The following is a 16,268-nucleotide window of genomic DNA, read 5'->3' as shown; positions in this document are numbered from 1 at the left end:
CCATGTCGCCGAGCCTCGCCATCGTCGTGCCCGCCGGTCCAGGCGATGAAGCCTGGCGTGGGCTGTTGCCGCAACTGGATGCCGCCGGCGCCCAGGAGATCGCTCTCGTCCTGACGCAGTCCGACGCACGCGACGTGGAGGACCTGTCGTCCAATATCACGCTGGTTCCCTCGCTGCCAGGACGGGCACGGCAACTCAATGCCGGCGCCGCGGCCACCTGCGCGGACTGGCTGTGGTTCCTGCACGCCGACTCGCACATTGGAGCCGCCACCATTGCCGGCCTGCACCGCTTCGTCCGCACCAATGACGATGCGATCGGCTACTTCGACCTGCGGTTCCTGGACGATGGCCCATCGCTGATGTGGCTCAACACGCTCGGGGCGCGTCTTCGCAGCCGCTGGCTGGGACTGCCGTTCGGCGACCAGGGTTTCCTGATGTCACGTCGGATCTTCGACGCCATCGGAGGATTCGACGAACACCTCGTAGGCGGCGAGGACCACGCGCTGGTCTGGATGGCGCGATCGCTGGACGTTCAACTTCGTCCTACAAGGGCTCCCCTGCACACAAGCGCACGCAAGTATGCGCGGTATGGCTGGTGGTCGATCACGCGCGAGCACCTGCGGCTGACGCTCATGCAGGCGCGCACGTTCTCCCGGCAGGTGTCGCCACGATGAACTGCGGGATCGCCATCTTCGTCAAGACGCCGGCGTTGTCGCCGGTGAAGACCCGCCTGTGGCCGGGCATCGGGCGTCGCTGCGCCGAAGCGCTGTACCTGCTTTCGGCGGAAGCCGTGGCCTCGGTGGCACAGCAGGCCGGCGGCGTGCAGCCGTACTGGGCCGTCGCGGAGACCGCCGCGCTGCATTCCGATGCCTGGCTCGACCTGCCGCACCTGCCGCAGGGCGAGGGCTCGCTGGGCGAACGCATGGCCCATGTCTATCGCCAGCTACGCCAACGGCACCACGCGGCCCTGCTCGTCGGCGCGGACGCCCCCCAGCTCATCGCCGCGTCGCTGCACAGGGCGGCGGAGTGGCTGAGCTGCGTGGACTCCCGGCTGGTGCTGGGCCGTGCCGATGATGGCGGATTCTGGCTGTTTGGTGGAAACAGCCCCCTTCCGGATCGGGCCTGGACCAGCGTGCATTACAGCGCGCCGGATACGGCCATGGAATTCACCCACGCCATGCGTGACGGTGGCTGCTGGCTGGAGCTGGAGACCCTGCACGATATCGACACGGCCGACGACATTCCCCACGCGGTCGCGTCGTTGGCTGCGATCGACGTTCCGACCGCCGCTCAGGTTCGCCTGCTGCGGTGGCTGACGTCGTCGACGATCGCGGAGCCCTGCGTATGAACGGCAATGGGCTCCTGACGCCAGGACTGCTGCGGCTGGCGATCGTGTTGGCTTTGCTGCTCGTGCTGCTGGCCTGCCAGCGCGCCTGGCCCCGGCGTGGAGAAGCGTCTCCGCCGCGCCGTCGCTGGCGCAACCTGGGCCTGGCCGCGATCGGCACCGCCGTCGTTTATCTGGCTCTGCCGGTGAGCGCGGTGTCCTTCGCCGCGATCGTGCAGAACCACGGTTTCGGATTGCTCGCGCTCACGCCCTGGCCGGGCATCATCGAGTCCGCGCTGGCGATTGCCGTACTGGACCTGGCCATCTACTGGCAGCACCGCTGGTTCCACCAACTGCCCTGGTTGTGGCGCATCCATCGCGTGCATCACAGCGACACGCAGTTCGAGGTGACGCTGGGACTGCGCTTCCATCCAGCCGAAATCCTGCTGTCGATGCTGTACAAGTTCGCCGTCATCATCGCCCTGGGGCCGTCGGCGGCAGCAGTGGCGTTGTATGAAGTACTGCTGGCCACCTTCGCCCTGATCACCCACGCCGATGTCGCGCTGCCCGGACAGTGGGATCGGCGTCTTCGTATCGTGCTGGTTACCCCGGACTGGCACCGCGTGCACCATTCCGTGCACCGGAACGAGACCGACAGCAACTACGGCAACCTGCTGACGCTCTGGGATCGCCTCTTTGCGTCCCGCATCGCGCAGCCACGCGATGGCCACCCCGGCATGACCATCGGCCTGCCCCAGTTCCGCGCCCCCGCAGACCAGACGTTGCCGGCCCTGTTGCGGCTGCCGCTGGTCGGCGATGTGCGCCCCTCCACGAGTGGACATTGAACCCTATGCACGACACCTGGCCCCTACTGAAAGACAGTGATTTCCCGCGGATCGAGCGCGGCGCAGTCACCACGCTGCAGCTCAACCTCGGCTACCGCTGCAACCTCAGCTGCATCCACTGCCATGTCAACGCCGGTCCGCGACGGACCGAGCGCATGGACGAGGACACCATGCGCACCGCGCTGGCGGTGGCCAAGCGGTTGAACGCCACCACCCTGGATCTCACCGGCGGTTCTCCGGAAATGAACCCGCTGTTCCGCTGGCTGGTCGAGCAGGCACGCGCGCTCGGCCTACACGTGATGGACCGGCTCAACCCCACCATCATGGAGGAGCCAGGCTACGAGTGGGTCGGGGAATTCCTCGCCGCGCACCAGGTCGAGATCGTCGCTTCGTTGCCGTGCTACAGCCAGGAGAACGTCGACGAGCAGCGCGGCGACGGCGTTTTCGAAAGCTCGATCCGTGCCCTGCGTCGACTCAACGAAGTCGGCTATGGACAGCCCGGCAGCCCGCTGCAACTGAACCTGGTCTACAACCCCAACGGCGCCTTCCTGCCTCCGAATCAGGAAAAACTCGAACAGGACTACCACCGGCTGCTCGGCGACAACTTCGGCATCGTCTTCAACCGCCTGTACGCCCTGGCGAACATGCCGATCCAGCGCTTCGGCTCCTGGCTGGTCTCCAAGGGCCAGTTCCAGACCTACATGGCGACGTTGCGACAGGCGCATCGCGACGAGAACCTGGATTCGGTGATGTGCCGGTCGACCCTCAGCGTCGGCTACGACGGCTATCTGTACGACTGCGACTTCAACCAGATGCTGAAGCTGCCGCTGGCCGGCCGCGAGCAGCCCACGCACTTGCGGGATTTTCTCGATGGCGAGGTTCCTCGCGGGATCGGCGTGGCGGGACATTGCTACGGCTGCACCGCCGGCCAGGGTTCCAGTTGCGGAGGAGCTTTGTCATGAGCGTCCAGCCCGGGTCATGTAGTGCGGTCAATGTCCTGTTCCTGTGTACACACAACTCTGCGCGCAGCATCTTGGCTGAAGGCTTGGCGACGAAGCTCGGGGAAGGCCGGCTTATCGGCCACAGCGCGGGCAGTCATCCTTCCGGAACGGTCAATCGCCATGCCTTGGAAACGCTACGGGAGCGCGGTTGTCACGTAGCCGCATTGCGGAGCAAGTCGTGGGAAGAGTTTGTGCAGCCGGGGGCGATTCCGATGGACATCGTCATTGCCGTCTGCGACAGCGCTGCGCGCGAGGCCTGTCCCGTCTGGCCGGGTGCACCGGTCACGGCGAACTGGGCCTGCAGGGACCCGTCGGCAGCGTCAGGTGACGATCGGACCATCGCGCTGGCCTTCAGACACACAGCGGATCTGATCACAGGCAGGCTGTGGCGCCTGCTTTCGATTCCGTTCGACACCGTGCCTCCTGCCGTGATCGCGGACGAGCTGACCGCGATCGCACGGGAAATATCGGAGGTAGAGAAGCCATGACTGCACCGGTAGCCAACAGCATGTTCGTCGACCGGCTATTGCCGGGTTGCATGGCCTTCTTCATGTCCGCCCTCGTGACCTGCACCGCGACCTGGGTCAACTCGCCCTCGATGGCCGGCGTCGCAGTGGCTTTCCTGCGCGCATGGGCGGTATCCCTGCCGGTGGCGGTGGTCGCCGCCTACCTGACCCGCCCTCTGGCCTTGCGCGTCGCCAAGGCCATGTCGATGTGTATCGCTCGGCTTCCGCGACGCGCGCACTGAAAGTTAGTGGCCGCGCCACACCCCATCAGGAGTCTTGCATGAGCTGGATCAAAGAAATCGGGCCGGACGAAGCCGAAGGTGAGTTGCTGCACCAGTACCAGGAACTGGAACGGCAACGCGGCAAGGTGGCGAACATCCTCAAGGTCCACAGCCTGCGGCCGTCGTCGCTGCAGGCACACCTGGCGCTCTACATGGACCTGATGTTCGCCTCCGGCGGGTTGTCGCGCGCCCAGCGTGAGCTGATCGCCGTCGTCGTTTCGCGGGTCAATCAATGCGACTACTGCGTCGCCCATCACGCCGAGGCGCTTTCCCGCTATCTGCGGGATCCGGCGTTGCTGGCGGAGATCGCCCACGGCGAGGTGCCGGCGTCGCTGACGCCTGCCGATCAGGCACTGGCCGCCTACGCCAGCAAGCTCACCGGCGCACCGTCCACGATAGCGCCAGACGACATCGAAACCTTGCGGCGCCACGGGTACGCCGATCCGGACATCCTGCTGATCAACCTGATCGTCGCCTATTTCAACTTCGTCAATCGCATCGCGCTCGGGCTGGGGGTCAGCTTCGACGAAGTCGAGGTCAGCGGGTACCGCACATGAGGTGACGTCATGCTCCTGATCAACAAGCCACTGGCGTGGCTGGGGCAGAGGTTGGCCCGGTTCCTCTCCAAGCAGACTCATGTGCACGGCGTCGCCCCCGAGACACCGCTGGGACTGTTGCGGGCGACCCTGCGCCCGGGCGACGTCCTGCTGGTGGAGGGGCACAGCCGGATCAGTTCGGCGATCAAGTACCTGACCCAATCCACCTGGTCCCATGCCGCGCTCTACGTCGGCGATCACTTGGCGCAGGCGGGCGGCGATCCGCGCCACTGCTTCATCGAGGCCGACATCGTCGACGGCGTGCGCAGCATCGGCCTGGAGCAATTCGCGGGCTACCACACCCGGATCTGCCGCCCGGTCGGGCTGGACGAGGCCGCGGCGCGCAAGCTTACCGGCTATGCAATCCAGCGTCTGGGCGCACGCTACGACCTGCGCAACGTGTTCGACCTGGCACGTTTCCTGTTCCCGACCCCGCCGCTGCCCGCATCGCTGCGCCGGCGGGCGCTGGCCTTCGGCAGCGGCGATCCGACACGGGCCATCTGCTCGACCCTGATCGCGCAAGCCTTCCAGTCCATCCGCTATCCGGTACTTCCGACCTTGCTCCGACACGACGTTTCCACACCCACGTGCCCGGGATGCGTGGACGAACTGCTGCGCGTGCGTCACTACAGCCTGTTCGCACCGCGGGACTTCGACGTGTCGCCGTATTTCGAGATCGTCAAGCCGAGCCTGGCGTCGGGCTTCGACTACCAGAAGCTGCGCTGGGACGAGATCGCAGCGACTCACCCGCATCCTGAAGGAGAAAAGCCATGATCCCCGCATCAAGAAGACTGGAAATTTCGCTGCTCGCGCTGCGTCTGGGTGTGGCTGCCGTCATGTTGCCGTGGGCGCTGGACAAGCTGGTCCGCCCGGAGCATTCGGCGAAAGTGTTCGAGGGGTTCTACCACTTGTCCGGGTTCGGCGAGACCGCCTTCCTGGTCCTGGGGCTGGCCCAGACGGTGCTGGTGCTGATGTTCCTGGCGGGCCTCGCCCGCACCTGGACCTACGGCGCGGTGCTGCTCCTGCATGCCATTTCGACCTTGTCGTCGTGGCGGCAATACCTGGCCCCGTACGAGGGCGTCAACCTGCTGTTCTTCGCCGCCTGGCCGATGCTCGCCGCGTGCCTGGCGCTGTTCCTGCTGCGCGACCATGACCGGCTGCTGACGCTCGGGTCCGGGAAGAGATGAATTGCGGTTGCTCAGGCGCAGCACTTTCGGTCCGCCCGTGGGCGTAACCAATCCCCTCGTTCGAACGAATGCTGTCAATGCGGAGGCTGCTTCCGCTGCATGCCCCGTCAACCGAGCCCGCCAGGTTTCGCTCGCTCGACGAGACGGTTCACCAGTCCACTCAGGAGATCATCCATGAAAGCAAATCTCATGCCTGGCGTTTCGGGCGTCGCGCTGGCCTTGATGGCAGCGAGCCTGGCCGTGTCCAGCCCGGTGTCGGCCGGGCAGAAGGCACAACTCAAGGCGCGCAGCGTCGATCTCGTGCATTGTTCGGGCGTCAATCAGTGCAAGGGCCATAACGACTGCAAGACCGTGAGCAACATGTGCAAGGGCCAGGGCAGTTGCAAGGGCCAGGGTTTCGTCGCCGCACCGGCTGCGGCCTGTGAGGCGATCGGAGGCCAGGTGATTGATCCCGGCATGACCATGACCGTCGCCAGCAGCGAACTGATCCATTGCAACGGCGTCAACAGTTGCAAGGGCCACAATGACTGCAAGACCGCGAACAACGCCTGCAAGGGCCAGGGCAGCTGCAAGGGCCAGGGCTTCGTCGCCCTGCCGGCGGCCACCTGCGGCAACGTCGGCGGCACTGCGGGCTGAACGTGCAGTACGGCCTGCTGACGACCGGCCAACCCTCCGGCGCACCCGCGCCGGAGTCCCGGCCGTGGCTGGGGTTCGGCCTGGGACTGCGGACCGAGCACTACGAATCCGTGCTCGCCGAGGCCCCGGCCGTCGACTGGTTCGAGATCATCTCCGAGAACTTCATGGTCGCCGGCGGCAAGCCTCGCCACTACCTGGAAGCGATCCGCGAGCGCTACCCGCTGGCCATGCACGGCGTTTCACTGTCGATCGGCAGCACCGATCCGCTCGACCGGGACTACCTGCGGGCGCTTAAACGGTTGATGCAGGAGATCGAGCCGGCCTGGGTGTCCGATCACCTGTGCTGGACCGGCGTGGACGGCATCAACAGCCACGACCTGCTGCCCCTGCCCTACTGCGAGGCGGCCATCGCCCACGTCGTGGCGCGGGTGCAGCAGGTGCAGGACTTCCTCGGCCGGGAGATCCTGCTGGAGAACCTCAGCTCCTACGTCGAGTACACCGCCTCGACCATGCCAGAGTGGGAATTCGTGGCCGAGATCGCCCGTCGCAGCGGCTGCCGCCTGCTGCTGGACGTCAACAACATCATCGTCAGCGCCCGCAACCATGGGTTCTCGCCGTTGGACTACCTGGCGGGCATTCCGGGCGACCGGGTCTGGCAGATCCACCTCGCCGGCCACAGCGACTACGGCGATTACGTGATCGACACCCACGACCACGACGTCCCGACGCAGGTCTGGTCGCTGTATGAGGCGGCGATCCGCCGTTTCGGCCCGATCAGTACGATGATTGAGCGCGACGACCATATCCCGCCGCTGGCGGAGTTGGTGGCGGAGCTCGACATGGCACGCACCGTTTATGCCCGGGCGCTCGCACCCGCCGTGGCCGTGGCCTGACATGGAGACCCTGGCAACCCTGCAGCGCAGTTTCCTCGCGGCCCTGACCGCGGGCGACAAGACATTGCTGGCGCAGCTGGCCACGCGCCGCGTACCGCGCGAGACCGGGCTGGACATCTACGCCCACGCCTACGGCGCGCGTCTGCGCGAGGCGCTCGACAACGACCACCGCCAGCTCGGCCGTTACCTCGGCGACGATTTGTGGGACCAACTGTGCACCGGTTACATCGCGGCGCACCCGTCCCGCTACCGTTCGCTGCGGCAGTTTGGCGACCGCCTGTCCGAGTACCTACGCACGACCGAGCCCTTTTCGGATCACCCGCAAATCGCCGAACTGTCCGCCTTCGAGCGTCGGTTGCTCGACAGCTTCGACGCGGCCGATGCCCCCTACGCGGACCGGAGCGGCCTGCAATCGCTGCCAAGCGAAGCCTGGCCGGAGCTGCGCCTGCGATTCCAGCCCAGCCTGCAGCGGTACTCGGCCGCGTGGAACAGCGTTGAAATATGGCAGGCATTGAAGGATGAGCGGACGCCTCCTGCGGCCGCGCCCGCGACGAGCCGTGAATGGGTGCTCTGGCGCGATGCCACACGCATTACCCGTTACCGCTCCCTGGATGCTGAAGAGGCCGCTGGCCTCGACCACTTCCTCTCCGGCGGAACCTTTGCTGGCTTGTGCGAATTGCTGATGGATGCTCATGCCGCGCAGTCGGTTCCCTCGGTTGCGCTGCAATTGATGCAGCGATGGGCTCAGGAAGGCTGGATCGCACACTGGGTGTCGACCAAGGCCGCCGCAAAGCATCGTGGACTGGACGGAATAACCCCTCTTGAGTAGATCAAGGCCTCGAGCTTGGGTAAGCCACGTGCGCTGACGCGCAAGGCGACGGCCTGCAGCTGACGCTACTTCACATTGCGTGCCGGGCGCCTTGCTTGCGGCGCCTTCGCCGCCTCGATCTGCTTGAGCAGATCCTTCTTCTGCCGAATGGTCAGGTCGTTCCATTGCAGCAGCAACTCCGCAAGCAGGTCGTCTTCGGTGTAGAGAAACGCCGGAGGAATGCCCAGTACCTCGGCTAACCGCTTGGCTCGCTTGAGCTGGGGTTCGTGCTTGCCGCGTTCGTACTGATTGATGGTGGGAGAGGCCACGGAAGGGTCCAGGCCGGCGAGCACGCCGAGTTGCGTCTGCGACAGGCCGGCGCGTTCCCGCGCCTGCGCCAGTCGCTGCGCAAAAACTGGGTGCTTTGCCGTCCGATTCGCCACTGCCACCCCCTAAGGAAGCCTTAAGGATGGCGGAAGTGACCGCGGCTTGGATACTAAGATATTCTTAGACATCCAACAACCGCTTTTGGCCTTAACTCAATGGCGCCTTCTGCCCCGGCCACCGTCGATGAACTCGGCTTGCAAGGCTGCCTGTACCTGTGGGCGCTGCTGACCGGTCAGGAACACCGTCTGCCGGTCGCCCAGACCCGACGCATGACGCTCGTCGTAATGGCGTATCTGCTGGAACGTGGAGTAATTGAAGTGCCTTGGCCCGAAGCGCGATGGGACGTCAAGCCCGACGCCAGGACGACACCGATTGAGGGGTTGCAATGGCGCCTGATATGGACGGTGTACGAACCCGCGCGGCTGATCGATGCGTTGGACGACTATTTCGACTCGCTTGAACGTGATGACTTCGCTACCGCCCAGCGGCTGCGGCTTTGGATGGAGTTGGGTTCCGGCGAAGCCGAACGCTTCTTCGAGCAACAATTGGTCAAGCACCGCTTCTGCGCGGACTGGGCTCAGGACGTCGCCTTCGCTTATCGCGAAAGCACGGCGGTGCTGACACTGGCCCAGTGGCGATACTGCGCGTGGGCTGCCGTCCGACGCGGCGCGTCGATGGCTCTGCAGCACGGACCGCAAGCCGACGGTCTACGCGACACCATCTATCAAGAGCTACGCCGCCGTGCCGCCACGGTGGCCAGCGGCGCCTGGACAGGATGCTCGTTCCCGCCCTATAACCCACAACCGGAGAGCGCCCTGGGCCGGGGGTTCGTGCATCGGTTGACCCGTCTGGGCGCGCTCTACTGGACAGGCTGGCCCAGCGTCGAGGTTCTGCTGGGCCATCAGCTCGATCGTTCCCAGAGGGTCGGGGGGCCCTAGGTGGGTAAGGCGGCCTCGTCATCCTCGGGCAGCGCGCATTGCTGCTCGATCCGCCGACTCGTAGGATCGCGTGTCACCGCCTGCCGCACGTCGCGCTCGCAGATCAGGGCCTCTATCTCAGCAGGCAACTCGTACGTCCGCTCAAAGATCTGCGTCTGTTCGAGGTTCTCGATCGCGCACGCGACCAGCCAGGTCTGACGTTCCAGCCATTGGTGCTCTTCCGGTGTCGTGCAACGCACGCTCCAGTCGGCCAAGACGTCCTCCGCCCAGAGTTGCATCTCCAACGTGTGCTCCAGCGAACTCTGGCCCGCAAGCACGCGACGGCGCACCAGGAACAGCAACAACGTGAATGCGGCGCCACTGAAGCCGGGGCGGTTACAGAAGTGGCGGACCGCAGCGAGCACCCCCTCCCGCAGGATCCGCACCTCGTCCACCGCACCCACCTCGATCGCACGACGGTACAGCAGGCACAGCAGCAGAAGACAGGTAATCGATCGTTTGCGTGCAAAGCGGCGAATCACCCGCCGGTAGGCGCTTGCGGGCGTTGGCAGACGGCAGATCGATGCCACGCGCACCAGCAGCCTGAGCGCGGGGTCCTGCATGCGCTCGACGAAGATGAGTTGCCGGATTGCCTGATTGATCATTTCCTCGCGCTCGTCCGGGGAGGGCAAGGTCGGCCCAAGCAGGCGCCACAACGCGCTGTCGTAGACCAGCTTCGTATGCGCGAAGCCTGGCTTGGCGGCCACGCGCTCAACCACGGTGTCCTTATCGGGCCGTGGAATACCGGGGTCCGAGGCGTAGTACTCGATCCGGACGAACGCCCGCGCGGCCTCTTCGACATCGCCCAGGAAGAAGCGCCCCATCGCCGGGTGATCGCCAGGCGTGCGTCGGTGGGACTTCACTATGGCCAGCCAGATCTGGCTGCGCGCCCGATGGACCAGATCCTTTGGGCCACGACGGCGTGTGGGCTCTGGTTCGCCTTGGTTCGCCTTGGTGCCGGTTGCGGCACCAGCGACATTTTTGCTGGGCTTTTGGGGCATGGCGGTGCCAATAAAAACATGGCTCACTGCGCGCTGTCACGCACAGACCCGCAATTCATGCCGTTAAGCGAAGCAGACGCGCAGGCGCTGACGAAACGCCTGCTTTCCACACATGGGGAGTTGATCGGCGGTCTCCCCCTCGCCCGCTGCATGGGGTTCCGCACCGCCCGGGCCTTTCAGGTCGCGGCCCAGCGCGGCCACTTGCCGATTGAAACGTTCGCCCTGCCCGGTCGCCGCGGACGCTTCGCCCGCACATTCCAAGTCGCCCAATGGCTCGCCAATTGCGACGTCGTCCCAGAAGCCCCGGGCGATGAGCACGCGATCCGCCTCGCCCTGCCCACCCATTCGGGCGAATAGCCAAACACACTCGCCAGACCTCCAGGAGGTGCATCCCTGACGTCCTGATCGCTCCCAACGAGATTTCCCGGCCCGGAAATGCGCAGGGGCCCGCGCGCCAACGCGGACCCCTGACAAGACTCTTGAGAACCAACTCCAGCCTCAAGCGTCCTGCATTTCCTTCCGCCCGTCAAGCGATTCGCTCGCCTGGCACGGGCATCTATTGCCTGAAGGAACTGCTGATGCTCCTTTTCCCGATTCGACGTCGTCGTCGCGACGACAGGTCGGCCTCCTCGACCGCCCCATGCTGTTCGCGAGCCCTGCGAGGTCGCCCATGAGAGCGATCGATCGCACTATTTATCCCCGTTTGTCCGCGAACCCGACACGCCGCGAACTGATTGTTGAGTTCACCCCTACTCCCGAGGAAGCCGATTGGATCAATCGGCGATTCACCAAAAGCCTGCCCCATCGCCTCACTTTCGCGGTGATGTTCAAAGTCTTTCAGCGCCTGGGTTACTTCCCTACGTGGTCCGAGATTCCGGCGCCAGTTATTGCACACGTCCGCGCTTCGCTAAAACTGCGGCGCGAACTCAAGCCGGCGATCGTGGACCCCAACACCACCTGGCTGCGCTACCAACGGGACATCCGCGACCACCAGGGCATCCAGGTCTATGGTCACGCCGAACGCCGCGGCGTGATGGAAGTGGTCGCAGAACGCGCTGCGGTGCTCGACTATCCATCCGATCTCATCAACGTTGCCATTGAACACCTGGCCCAGGAGCGTGTTGAGCTGCCTGCATTCTCGACACTCGACCGCCTCACGCGGCGCCTGCGTGCGCTCGTCAACCGCCGCTATTTCACACAGATCACGGAACGCCTGACGGAAGACGACCGCTGCAGGCTGGACGACCTGCTTGAGGTGCCGTCCGGGGGCAAGAGCGTCTTCAACGCGCTCAAGCCCAGCGAACGCCGGGACTCCAAGACGCATTTCAAGGTGCTGCTCGATCATATCGACATGCTCGATGGCCTCGTCGATGTCCCTGGGGTGCTTGAGGGGCTTCCGGACGTCAAGCGCCGGCACTTTGCCGGCGAGGCGGCCAAGCTGGATGCCTCCGAACTGCGCCGATTTGCACCGCTGAAGCGTCATGTTGTCTCGCTCTGCCTCCTCCATGACGCACGCATCCAGGCGCGCGACGACCTGCTCGAAATGTTCGTGCAACGCATGGCCAAGATTCATCACCAAGCCAAGGCCGCGCTGGATGCGTTGCGCAATCAGTTCCGGGAAAAGGACGAAATCATTCGGGCCACCATGGCCGATGTCGCTCGCCTGCTGCTGACCAACCCGGTCGATGCCGATGCCGGTCGTGAAATCCGCCGATTGGTCACGAATCAAGGCGGGGCGCAGGATCTGCTAGCCGAGTGCACGAAACTGCAGGCCTATGACGGCGACAACTACTTGAGCCTGCTACCCGGGCCGTTCAAATCGTATCGGAACCTGTTCTTTCGCATGGCGCGCACCATCGAATTGCACAGCACGAGTGAAGACATGGCGCTCATTACGGCGCTGCATGGCCTCTTGGCTATGCCCGATCGGACGCCGCAATTGCTGCCGGTGCCATCAGACCTGTCGTTTACCACGGAAGCCTGGCGCGATCTGTTGGTCCAGCGGCCGGCACAGGGCGATCCCTTCATGGAGCGCCGGCTCTATGAGATCTGCGTATTCAGTGCGCTCGCCAATGACCTCAAATCAGGGGACATTGCCGCCGTTGGCGCCGAGGCCTTCGGAGACTATCGCGCACAACTTGTGCCTTGGGCCGAGTGCGAGCCGGAGATACCCGATTATTGCGCTCGACTGAACCTGCCGGCGACGGCCGCTGAGTTTGCAGACGAATTGCGCACCCGGCTGGCTCACGTTGCAGAGCTCACCGATCGGGCCTACATGGACGACCAGACCCTGGCGATCGATGACAATGGTATTCCCATCCTCAAGCGACATAAGGCCCGCCCCATTCCGGCCGGCGTCCCGGAACTGGCAAACGCCATTGTGGAGCGCATGTCCGAGGTCAGTGTCATCCAGATTCTTTGCGACTTGCAGCATTGGTCGAACTGGACGCGGCATTTTCAACCTGCCTCGGGTTCAGAGCCGAAGCTGAAAAACGCAAGCGAGCGCTACGTCCTTACGGGATTTGCCTACGGCTGCAATCTAGGCCCAGCTCAAGCGTCACGCCATCTGGGCGGAGTAGTTACGGCCCACGAGCTTGGCTTCGTCAATCAACGGCATATTGACGGCCCAAAACTTGAGGCTGCGAGCCGAGACATCGTTAATCTCTATGCGGGGCTTTCTCTGCCCCGGTTCTGGGGGGATGGTTCGGCGGCTGCCGCTGATGGAACCCAGCACGAACTATACGAACAGAACCTCATTGCGTCGCGCCACATTCGGTACGGTGGTTACGGCGGCATCGCGTATCACCATGTTTCCGACACCTATAGGGGTCGCCTCAGAAAACGGAAAATAAAGCACGCTAAGCCGGTTGCAACGGTCGTAGCGGCCTGAACTTGCCCGCGCCGATCTTGGCGCTGCTGCGCCAGAGGTAATCGCCGGTCAGGTTGATGTGTTCCCAGCCGAGCGGCGACAGGTATTGCAATAGCGCGTCATCGACAGCATGCCCGTTGCCACGCAACGCATGTGCTGCGCGCTCCAGATAGACCGTGTTCCACAACACGACGGCCGCCGTCACCAGGTTGAGGCCGCTGGCCCGGTAGCGCTGCTGCTCGAAGCTGCGGTCGCGGATTTCGCCCAGACGGTTGAAGAATACGGCGCGGGCCAGCGCGTTGCGCGCTTCGCCCTTGTTCAGTCCAGCGTGGACGCGGCGGCGCAGCTCCACGCTTTGCAACCAGTCCAGGATGAACAGCGTGCGTTCGATGCGCCCCAGCTCGCGCAGGGCGATGGCTAAGCCGTTCTGGCGCGGATAGCTGCCGAGTTTCCGAAGCATCAGCGAGGCTGTCACCGTGCCCTGCTTGATCGAGGTCGCCAGCCGCAGAATTTCATCCCAGTGGGCACGAATAGCCTTGATGTTCAGCCTGTCGCTGCTAATCATCGGTTTGAGCGCGTCATAGGCGGTATCCCCCTTGGGGATGAACAGCTTGGTGTCGCCCAGGTCACGGATGCGCGGCGCAAAGCGGAAGCCCAGGAGATGCATCAGGGCAAAGACGTGATCGGTGAAGCCTGCCGTGTCGGTGTAGTGTTCCTCGATGCGCAGGTCGGACTCGTGGTACAGCAGGCCGTCAAGTACATAGGTCGAGTCGCGCACGCCGACATTGACCACCTTGGTGTGGAACGGCGCGTACTGGTCGGATATATGGGTGTAGAAGGTTCGCCCAGGGCTGCTGCCATATTTCGGGTTGATGTGACCGGTACTCTCGGCCTTGCTCCCGGTTCGGAAGTTCTGGCCGTCCGACGATGACGTGGTGCCGTCGCCCCAGTGTTCGGCGAAGGGATGCCGGAATTGGGCGTTCACCAACTCGGCCAGCGCTGTCGAATAGGTTTCGTCGCGGGTATGCCAGGCTTGTAGCCAGGCGAGCTTGGCGTAGGTCGTGCCGGGGCAGGACTCGGCCATCTTGGTCAGGCCCAGGTTGATCGCGTCGGCCAGGATGGTGGTCAACAGCAGATTTTTGTCCTTGGCCAGATCGCCCGATTTCAGGTGCGTGAAGTGGCGGGTGAAGCCCGTCCACTCATCGACTTCGAGCAGCAGTTCGGTGATCTTGACGTGTGGCAGGATCATGGCTGTCTGGTCGATCAGCGCCTGCGCGGTGTCGGGTACCGCCGCATCCAGCGGCGTGATCTTCAGGCCCGACTCGGTGATGATCGCATTCGGCAGGTCGTTGGCCGCTGCCATGCGGTTGACCGTGGCAAGCTGCGCTTCAAGCAGCGTCAGGCGGTCGTGCAGGTACTGGTCGCAGTCGGTGGCCACGGCCAGCGGCAATGCGCTGGACTGCTTGAGGCTGGCGAACTTCGCGGGCGGCACCAGGTAGTCCTCGAAGTCCTTGAACTGGCGCGATCCCTGCACCCAGATGTCGCCCGAGCGCAGCGAGTTCTTCAGCTCGGACAGCGCGCACAGCTCGTAGTAGCGCCGGTCGATACCCGCGTCAGTCATCACCAGCTTCTGCCAGCGCGGCTTGATGAAGTCGGTCGGGGCATCGGCAGGCACTTTGCGGGCGTTGTCGGTGTTCATGCCACGCAGTACCTCGATGGCATCGAGCACGTTCTTGGCGGCGGGTGCGGCCCGCAGCTTGAGCACGGCAAGGAATTCCGGCGCGTAGCGGCGCAAGGTGGCGTAACTTTCGCCGATGCGGTGCAGGAAATCGAAGTCATCGGGCTGAGCGAGCTTCTGCGCCTCGGTGACGCTTTCGGCGAAGGCATCCCAGGACATGACGGCCTCGATGGCGGCGAACGGATCGCGGCCAGCTTGCTTGGCCTCGATCAGCGCCTGGCCGATGCGCCCGAACAGCCGCACCTTGGCGTTGATCGCCTTGCCGGATGCCTGAAACTGCTGCTGATGCTTGTTTTTGGCGGCGTTGAACAGCTTGCCCAGGATGCGGTCGTGCAAGTCGATGATTTCGTCGGTGACCGTGGCCATGCCCTCGATGGCCAGCGCCACGAGGGTGGCGTAGCGCCGTTGCGGCTCGAACTTGGCTAAGTCGGCGGGCGTCATCTGGCCACCCTCACGGGCGATCTTGAGCAGGCGGTTCTGGTGCACCGACCGCTCGATACCGGAAGGCAGATCGAGCGCCTGCCACGCCTTGAGGCGTTCGATGTGTTCCAGCATGTGCCGCGAGTTCGGTTTAACCGGCGACTGGCGCAGCCAGGCCAGCCAGGTCGTCTTGCCGTTGTCCCGGCGCCTGAGCAGATCGTCGAGGCGGCGGCGATGCGTGTCCGACAGTGGTTCGGCCAAGGCGTCATAGATGCGCCGGTTGGCGCGAGTGATGGCCTCGGCGCTAGCGCGCTCGATGGCGTTGAGCGCGGGCAGGATGATCGACTGTCGCCGCAGATGCTCAAGGTGCTAGCCAGCACGATGCCTTTGTCGGTTTGCATGGCCAGGTCGGTCAGCGTGTGCACGGCCTGCCGGTAGTGGCTCATGGTGAACGGCTGGAAGCCAAACACCGTTTGCAGCTCGACCAGGTGCTCGCGCCGGGTCTGCTCCCGCTGCCCGTAGTCGTCCCAGCTTTCGACGCCGACCTTGAGCTGGTCGGCGACCAGTTTCAGTAGGGGCAAAGACGGCGCCTGATCGACACCAAGGAAGATTCCGGGAAAGCGCAGGTAGCAGAGCTGCACGGCAAAGCCCAAGCGATTCGCAGGCCCGCGCCGCTGGCGGATGATGGAGAGATCGGTATCGCTGAACGTGTAATGTCGAATTAGGTCGTCCTTGGTGTCCGGCAACGCCAACAGGCTTTCCCGCTCGGCGGCGGACAGTATGGAACGACGAGGCATAT

At 64.4% G+C, this 16,268-nt stretch carries 17 protein-coding genes and 1 pseudogene; 15 read left to right on the top strand and 3 right to left on the bottom strand.

Annotated elements, in window-relative coordinates:
* Positions 1-2: 2 nt before the first annotated feature.
* The 12 genes from ACGHX3_RS19905 (at position 3) to ACGHX3_RS19850 (ending at position 8,098) form a co-directional block, all read left to right on the top strand.
* Positions 3-674: a glycosyl transferase family 2 gene (locus ACGHX3_RS19905; protein WP_394697516.1), complete on the top strand. Its 672-nt coding sequence runs from the start codon at positions 3-5 to the stop codon at positions 672-674.
* On the top strand, positions 671-1,348 hold the full coding sequence (locus ACGHX3_RS19900) for a DUF2064 domain-containing protein (RefSeq protein ID WP_394697515.1): 678 nt from the start codon (positions 671-673) through the stop codon (positions 1,346-1,348). The genes ACGHX3_RS19905 and ACGHX3_RS19900 overlap by 4 nt, the downstream gene beginning before the upstream one ends.
* Positions 1,345-2,169, top strand: a complete 825-nt coding sequence (locus ACGHX3_RS19895) for a sterol desaturase family protein (protein WP_394697514.1) — start codon at positions 1,345-1,347, stop codon at positions 2,167-2,169. The genes ACGHX3_RS19900 and ACGHX3_RS19895 overlap by 4 nt, the downstream gene beginning before the upstream one ends.
* A 5-nt stretch (positions 2,170-2,174) precedes the next feature.
* Positions 2,175-3,131, top strand: a complete 957-nt coding sequence (gene arsS / locus ACGHX3_RS19890) for an arsenosugar biosynthesis radical SAM (seleno)protein ArsS (protein WP_394697513.1) — start codon at positions 2,175-2,177, stop codon at positions 3,129-3,131.
* Positions 3,128-3,658 carry an arsenate reductase ArsC gene (locus ACGHX3_RS19885; RefSeq protein ID WP_394697512.1) on the top strand — a complete coding sequence of 177 codons (531 nt, stop codon included), beginning with the start codon at positions 3,128-3,130 and terminating at the stop codon, positions 3,656-3,658. The genes arsS and ACGHX3_RS19885 overlap by 4 nt, the downstream gene beginning before the upstream one ends.
* A complete protein-coding gene (locus tag ACGHX3_RS19880; protein ID WP_394697511.1) occupies positions 3,655-3,918 on the top strand; it encodes a DUF2798 domain-containing protein in 264 nt (87 codons plus the stop codon). Before ACGHX3_RS19885 ends, ACGHX3_RS19880 begins: the two co-directional genes overlap by 4 nt.
* A 38-nt stretch (positions 3,919-3,956) precedes the next feature.
* Positions 3,957-4,514 (top strand): peroxidase-related enzyme, encoded by a 558-nt coding sequence (locus ACGHX3_RS19875; protein WP_394697510.1) that lies wholly within the window; start codon positions 3,957-3,959, stop codon positions 4,512-4,514.
* A 9-nt stretch (positions 4,515-4,523) separates the two neighbouring features.
* Positions 4,524-5,327 (top strand): YiiX/YebB-like N1pC/P60 family cysteine hydrolase, encoded by an 804-nt coding sequence (locus ACGHX3_RS19870; RefSeq protein WP_394697509.1) that lies wholly within the window; start codon positions 4,524-4,526, stop codon positions 5,325-5,327.
* On the top strand, positions 5,324-5,740 hold the full coding sequence (locus ACGHX3_RS19865; protein ID WP_394697508.1) for a hypothetical protein: 417 nt from the start codon (positions 5,324-5,326) through the stop codon (positions 5,738-5,740). The genes ACGHX3_RS19870 and ACGHX3_RS19865 overlap by 4 nt, the downstream gene beginning before the upstream one ends.
* A 174-nt stretch (positions 5,741-5,914) precedes the next feature.
* The gene (locus ACGHX3_RS19860; RefSeq protein ID WP_394697507.1) at positions 5,915-6,376 is read left to right on the top strand and encodes a hypothetical protein; all 462 of its coding nucleotides are present in this window, start codon (positions 5,915-5,917) and stop codon (positions 6,374-6,376) included.
* 17 nt (positions 6,377-6,393) lie between these two features.
* On the top strand, positions 6,394-7,269 hold the full coding sequence (locus ACGHX3_RS19855; RefSeq protein WP_394697552.1) for a DUF692 domain-containing protein: 876 nt from the start codon (positions 6,394-6,396) through the stop codon (positions 7,267-7,269).
* A 1-nt stretch (position 7,270) separates the two neighbouring features.
* Entirely contained in the window at positions 7,271-8,098 is an 828-nt protein-coding gene (locus ACGHX3_RS19850) for a putative DNA-binding domain-containing protein (RefSeq protein WP_394697506.1), read from the top strand.
* Positions 8,099-8,163: 65 nt separating this feature from the next.
* On the opposite strand, the gene ACGHX3_RS19845 is transcribed toward ACGHX3_RS19850, so the two are convergent.
* Positions 8,164-8,520, bottom strand: a complete 357-nt coding sequence (locus ACGHX3_RS19845) for a helix-turn-helix domain-containing protein (RefSeq protein WP_394697505.1) — start codon at positions 8,518-8,520, stop codon at positions 8,164-8,166.
* A gap of 99 nt (positions 8,521-8,619) precedes the next feature.
* Between ACGHX3_RS19845 and ACGHX3_RS19840 the strand changes: the two genes are divergently transcribed.
* Positions 8,620-9,402 (top strand): hypothetical protein, encoded by a 783-nt coding sequence (locus ACGHX3_RS19840; protein ID WP_394697504.1) that lies wholly within the window; start codon positions 8,620-8,622, stop codon positions 9,400-9,402.
* Here ACGHX3_RS19840 and ACGHX3_RS19835 read toward each other — a convergent pair.
* A complete protein-coding gene (locus tag ACGHX3_RS19835) occupies positions 9,399-10,265 on the bottom strand; it encodes a hypothetical protein (RefSeq protein ID WP_394697503.1) in 867 nt (288 codons plus the stop codon). The genes ACGHX3_RS19840 and ACGHX3_RS19835 overlap by 4 nt on opposite strands.
* A 69-nt stretch (positions 10,266-10,334) precedes the next feature.
* On the opposite strand from ACGHX3_RS19835, the gene ACGHX3_RS19830 reads away from it, so the two are divergent.
* Entirely contained in the window at positions 10,335-10,799 is a 465-nt protein-coding gene (locus tag ACGHX3_RS19830) for a hypothetical protein (protein WP_394697502.1), read from the top strand.
* A gap of 313 nt (positions 10,800-11,112) precedes the next feature.
* Positions 11,113-13,332 carry a Tn3 family transposase gene (locus tag ACGHX3_RS19825; RefSeq protein ID WP_394697501.1) on the top strand — a complete coding sequence of 740 codons (2,220 nt, stop codon included), beginning with the start codon at positions 11,113-11,115 and terminating at the stop codon, positions 13,330-13,332.
* Here the strand turns inward: ACGHX3_RS19825 and ACGHX3_RS19820 are convergent.
* Positions 13,301-16,266 (bottom strand): annotated as a pseudogene (locus tag ACGHX3_RS19820) (Tn3 family transposase). The gene ACGHX3_RS19825 and the pseudogene ACGHX3_RS19820 overlap by 32 nt on opposite strands.
* Positions 16,267-16,268: the final 2 nt, after the last annotated feature.

Source organism: Pseudoxanthomonas japonensis (assembly GCF_043632995.1).
Lineage (GTDB): Bacteria > Pseudomonadota > Gammaproteobacteria > Xanthomonadales > Xanthomonadaceae > Pseudoxanthomonas_A > Pseudoxanthomonas_A japonensis.
The sequence above is the reverse complement of the archived record's forward strand: the minus strand, read 5'-3'. Positions and strand labels throughout refer to the sequence as shown.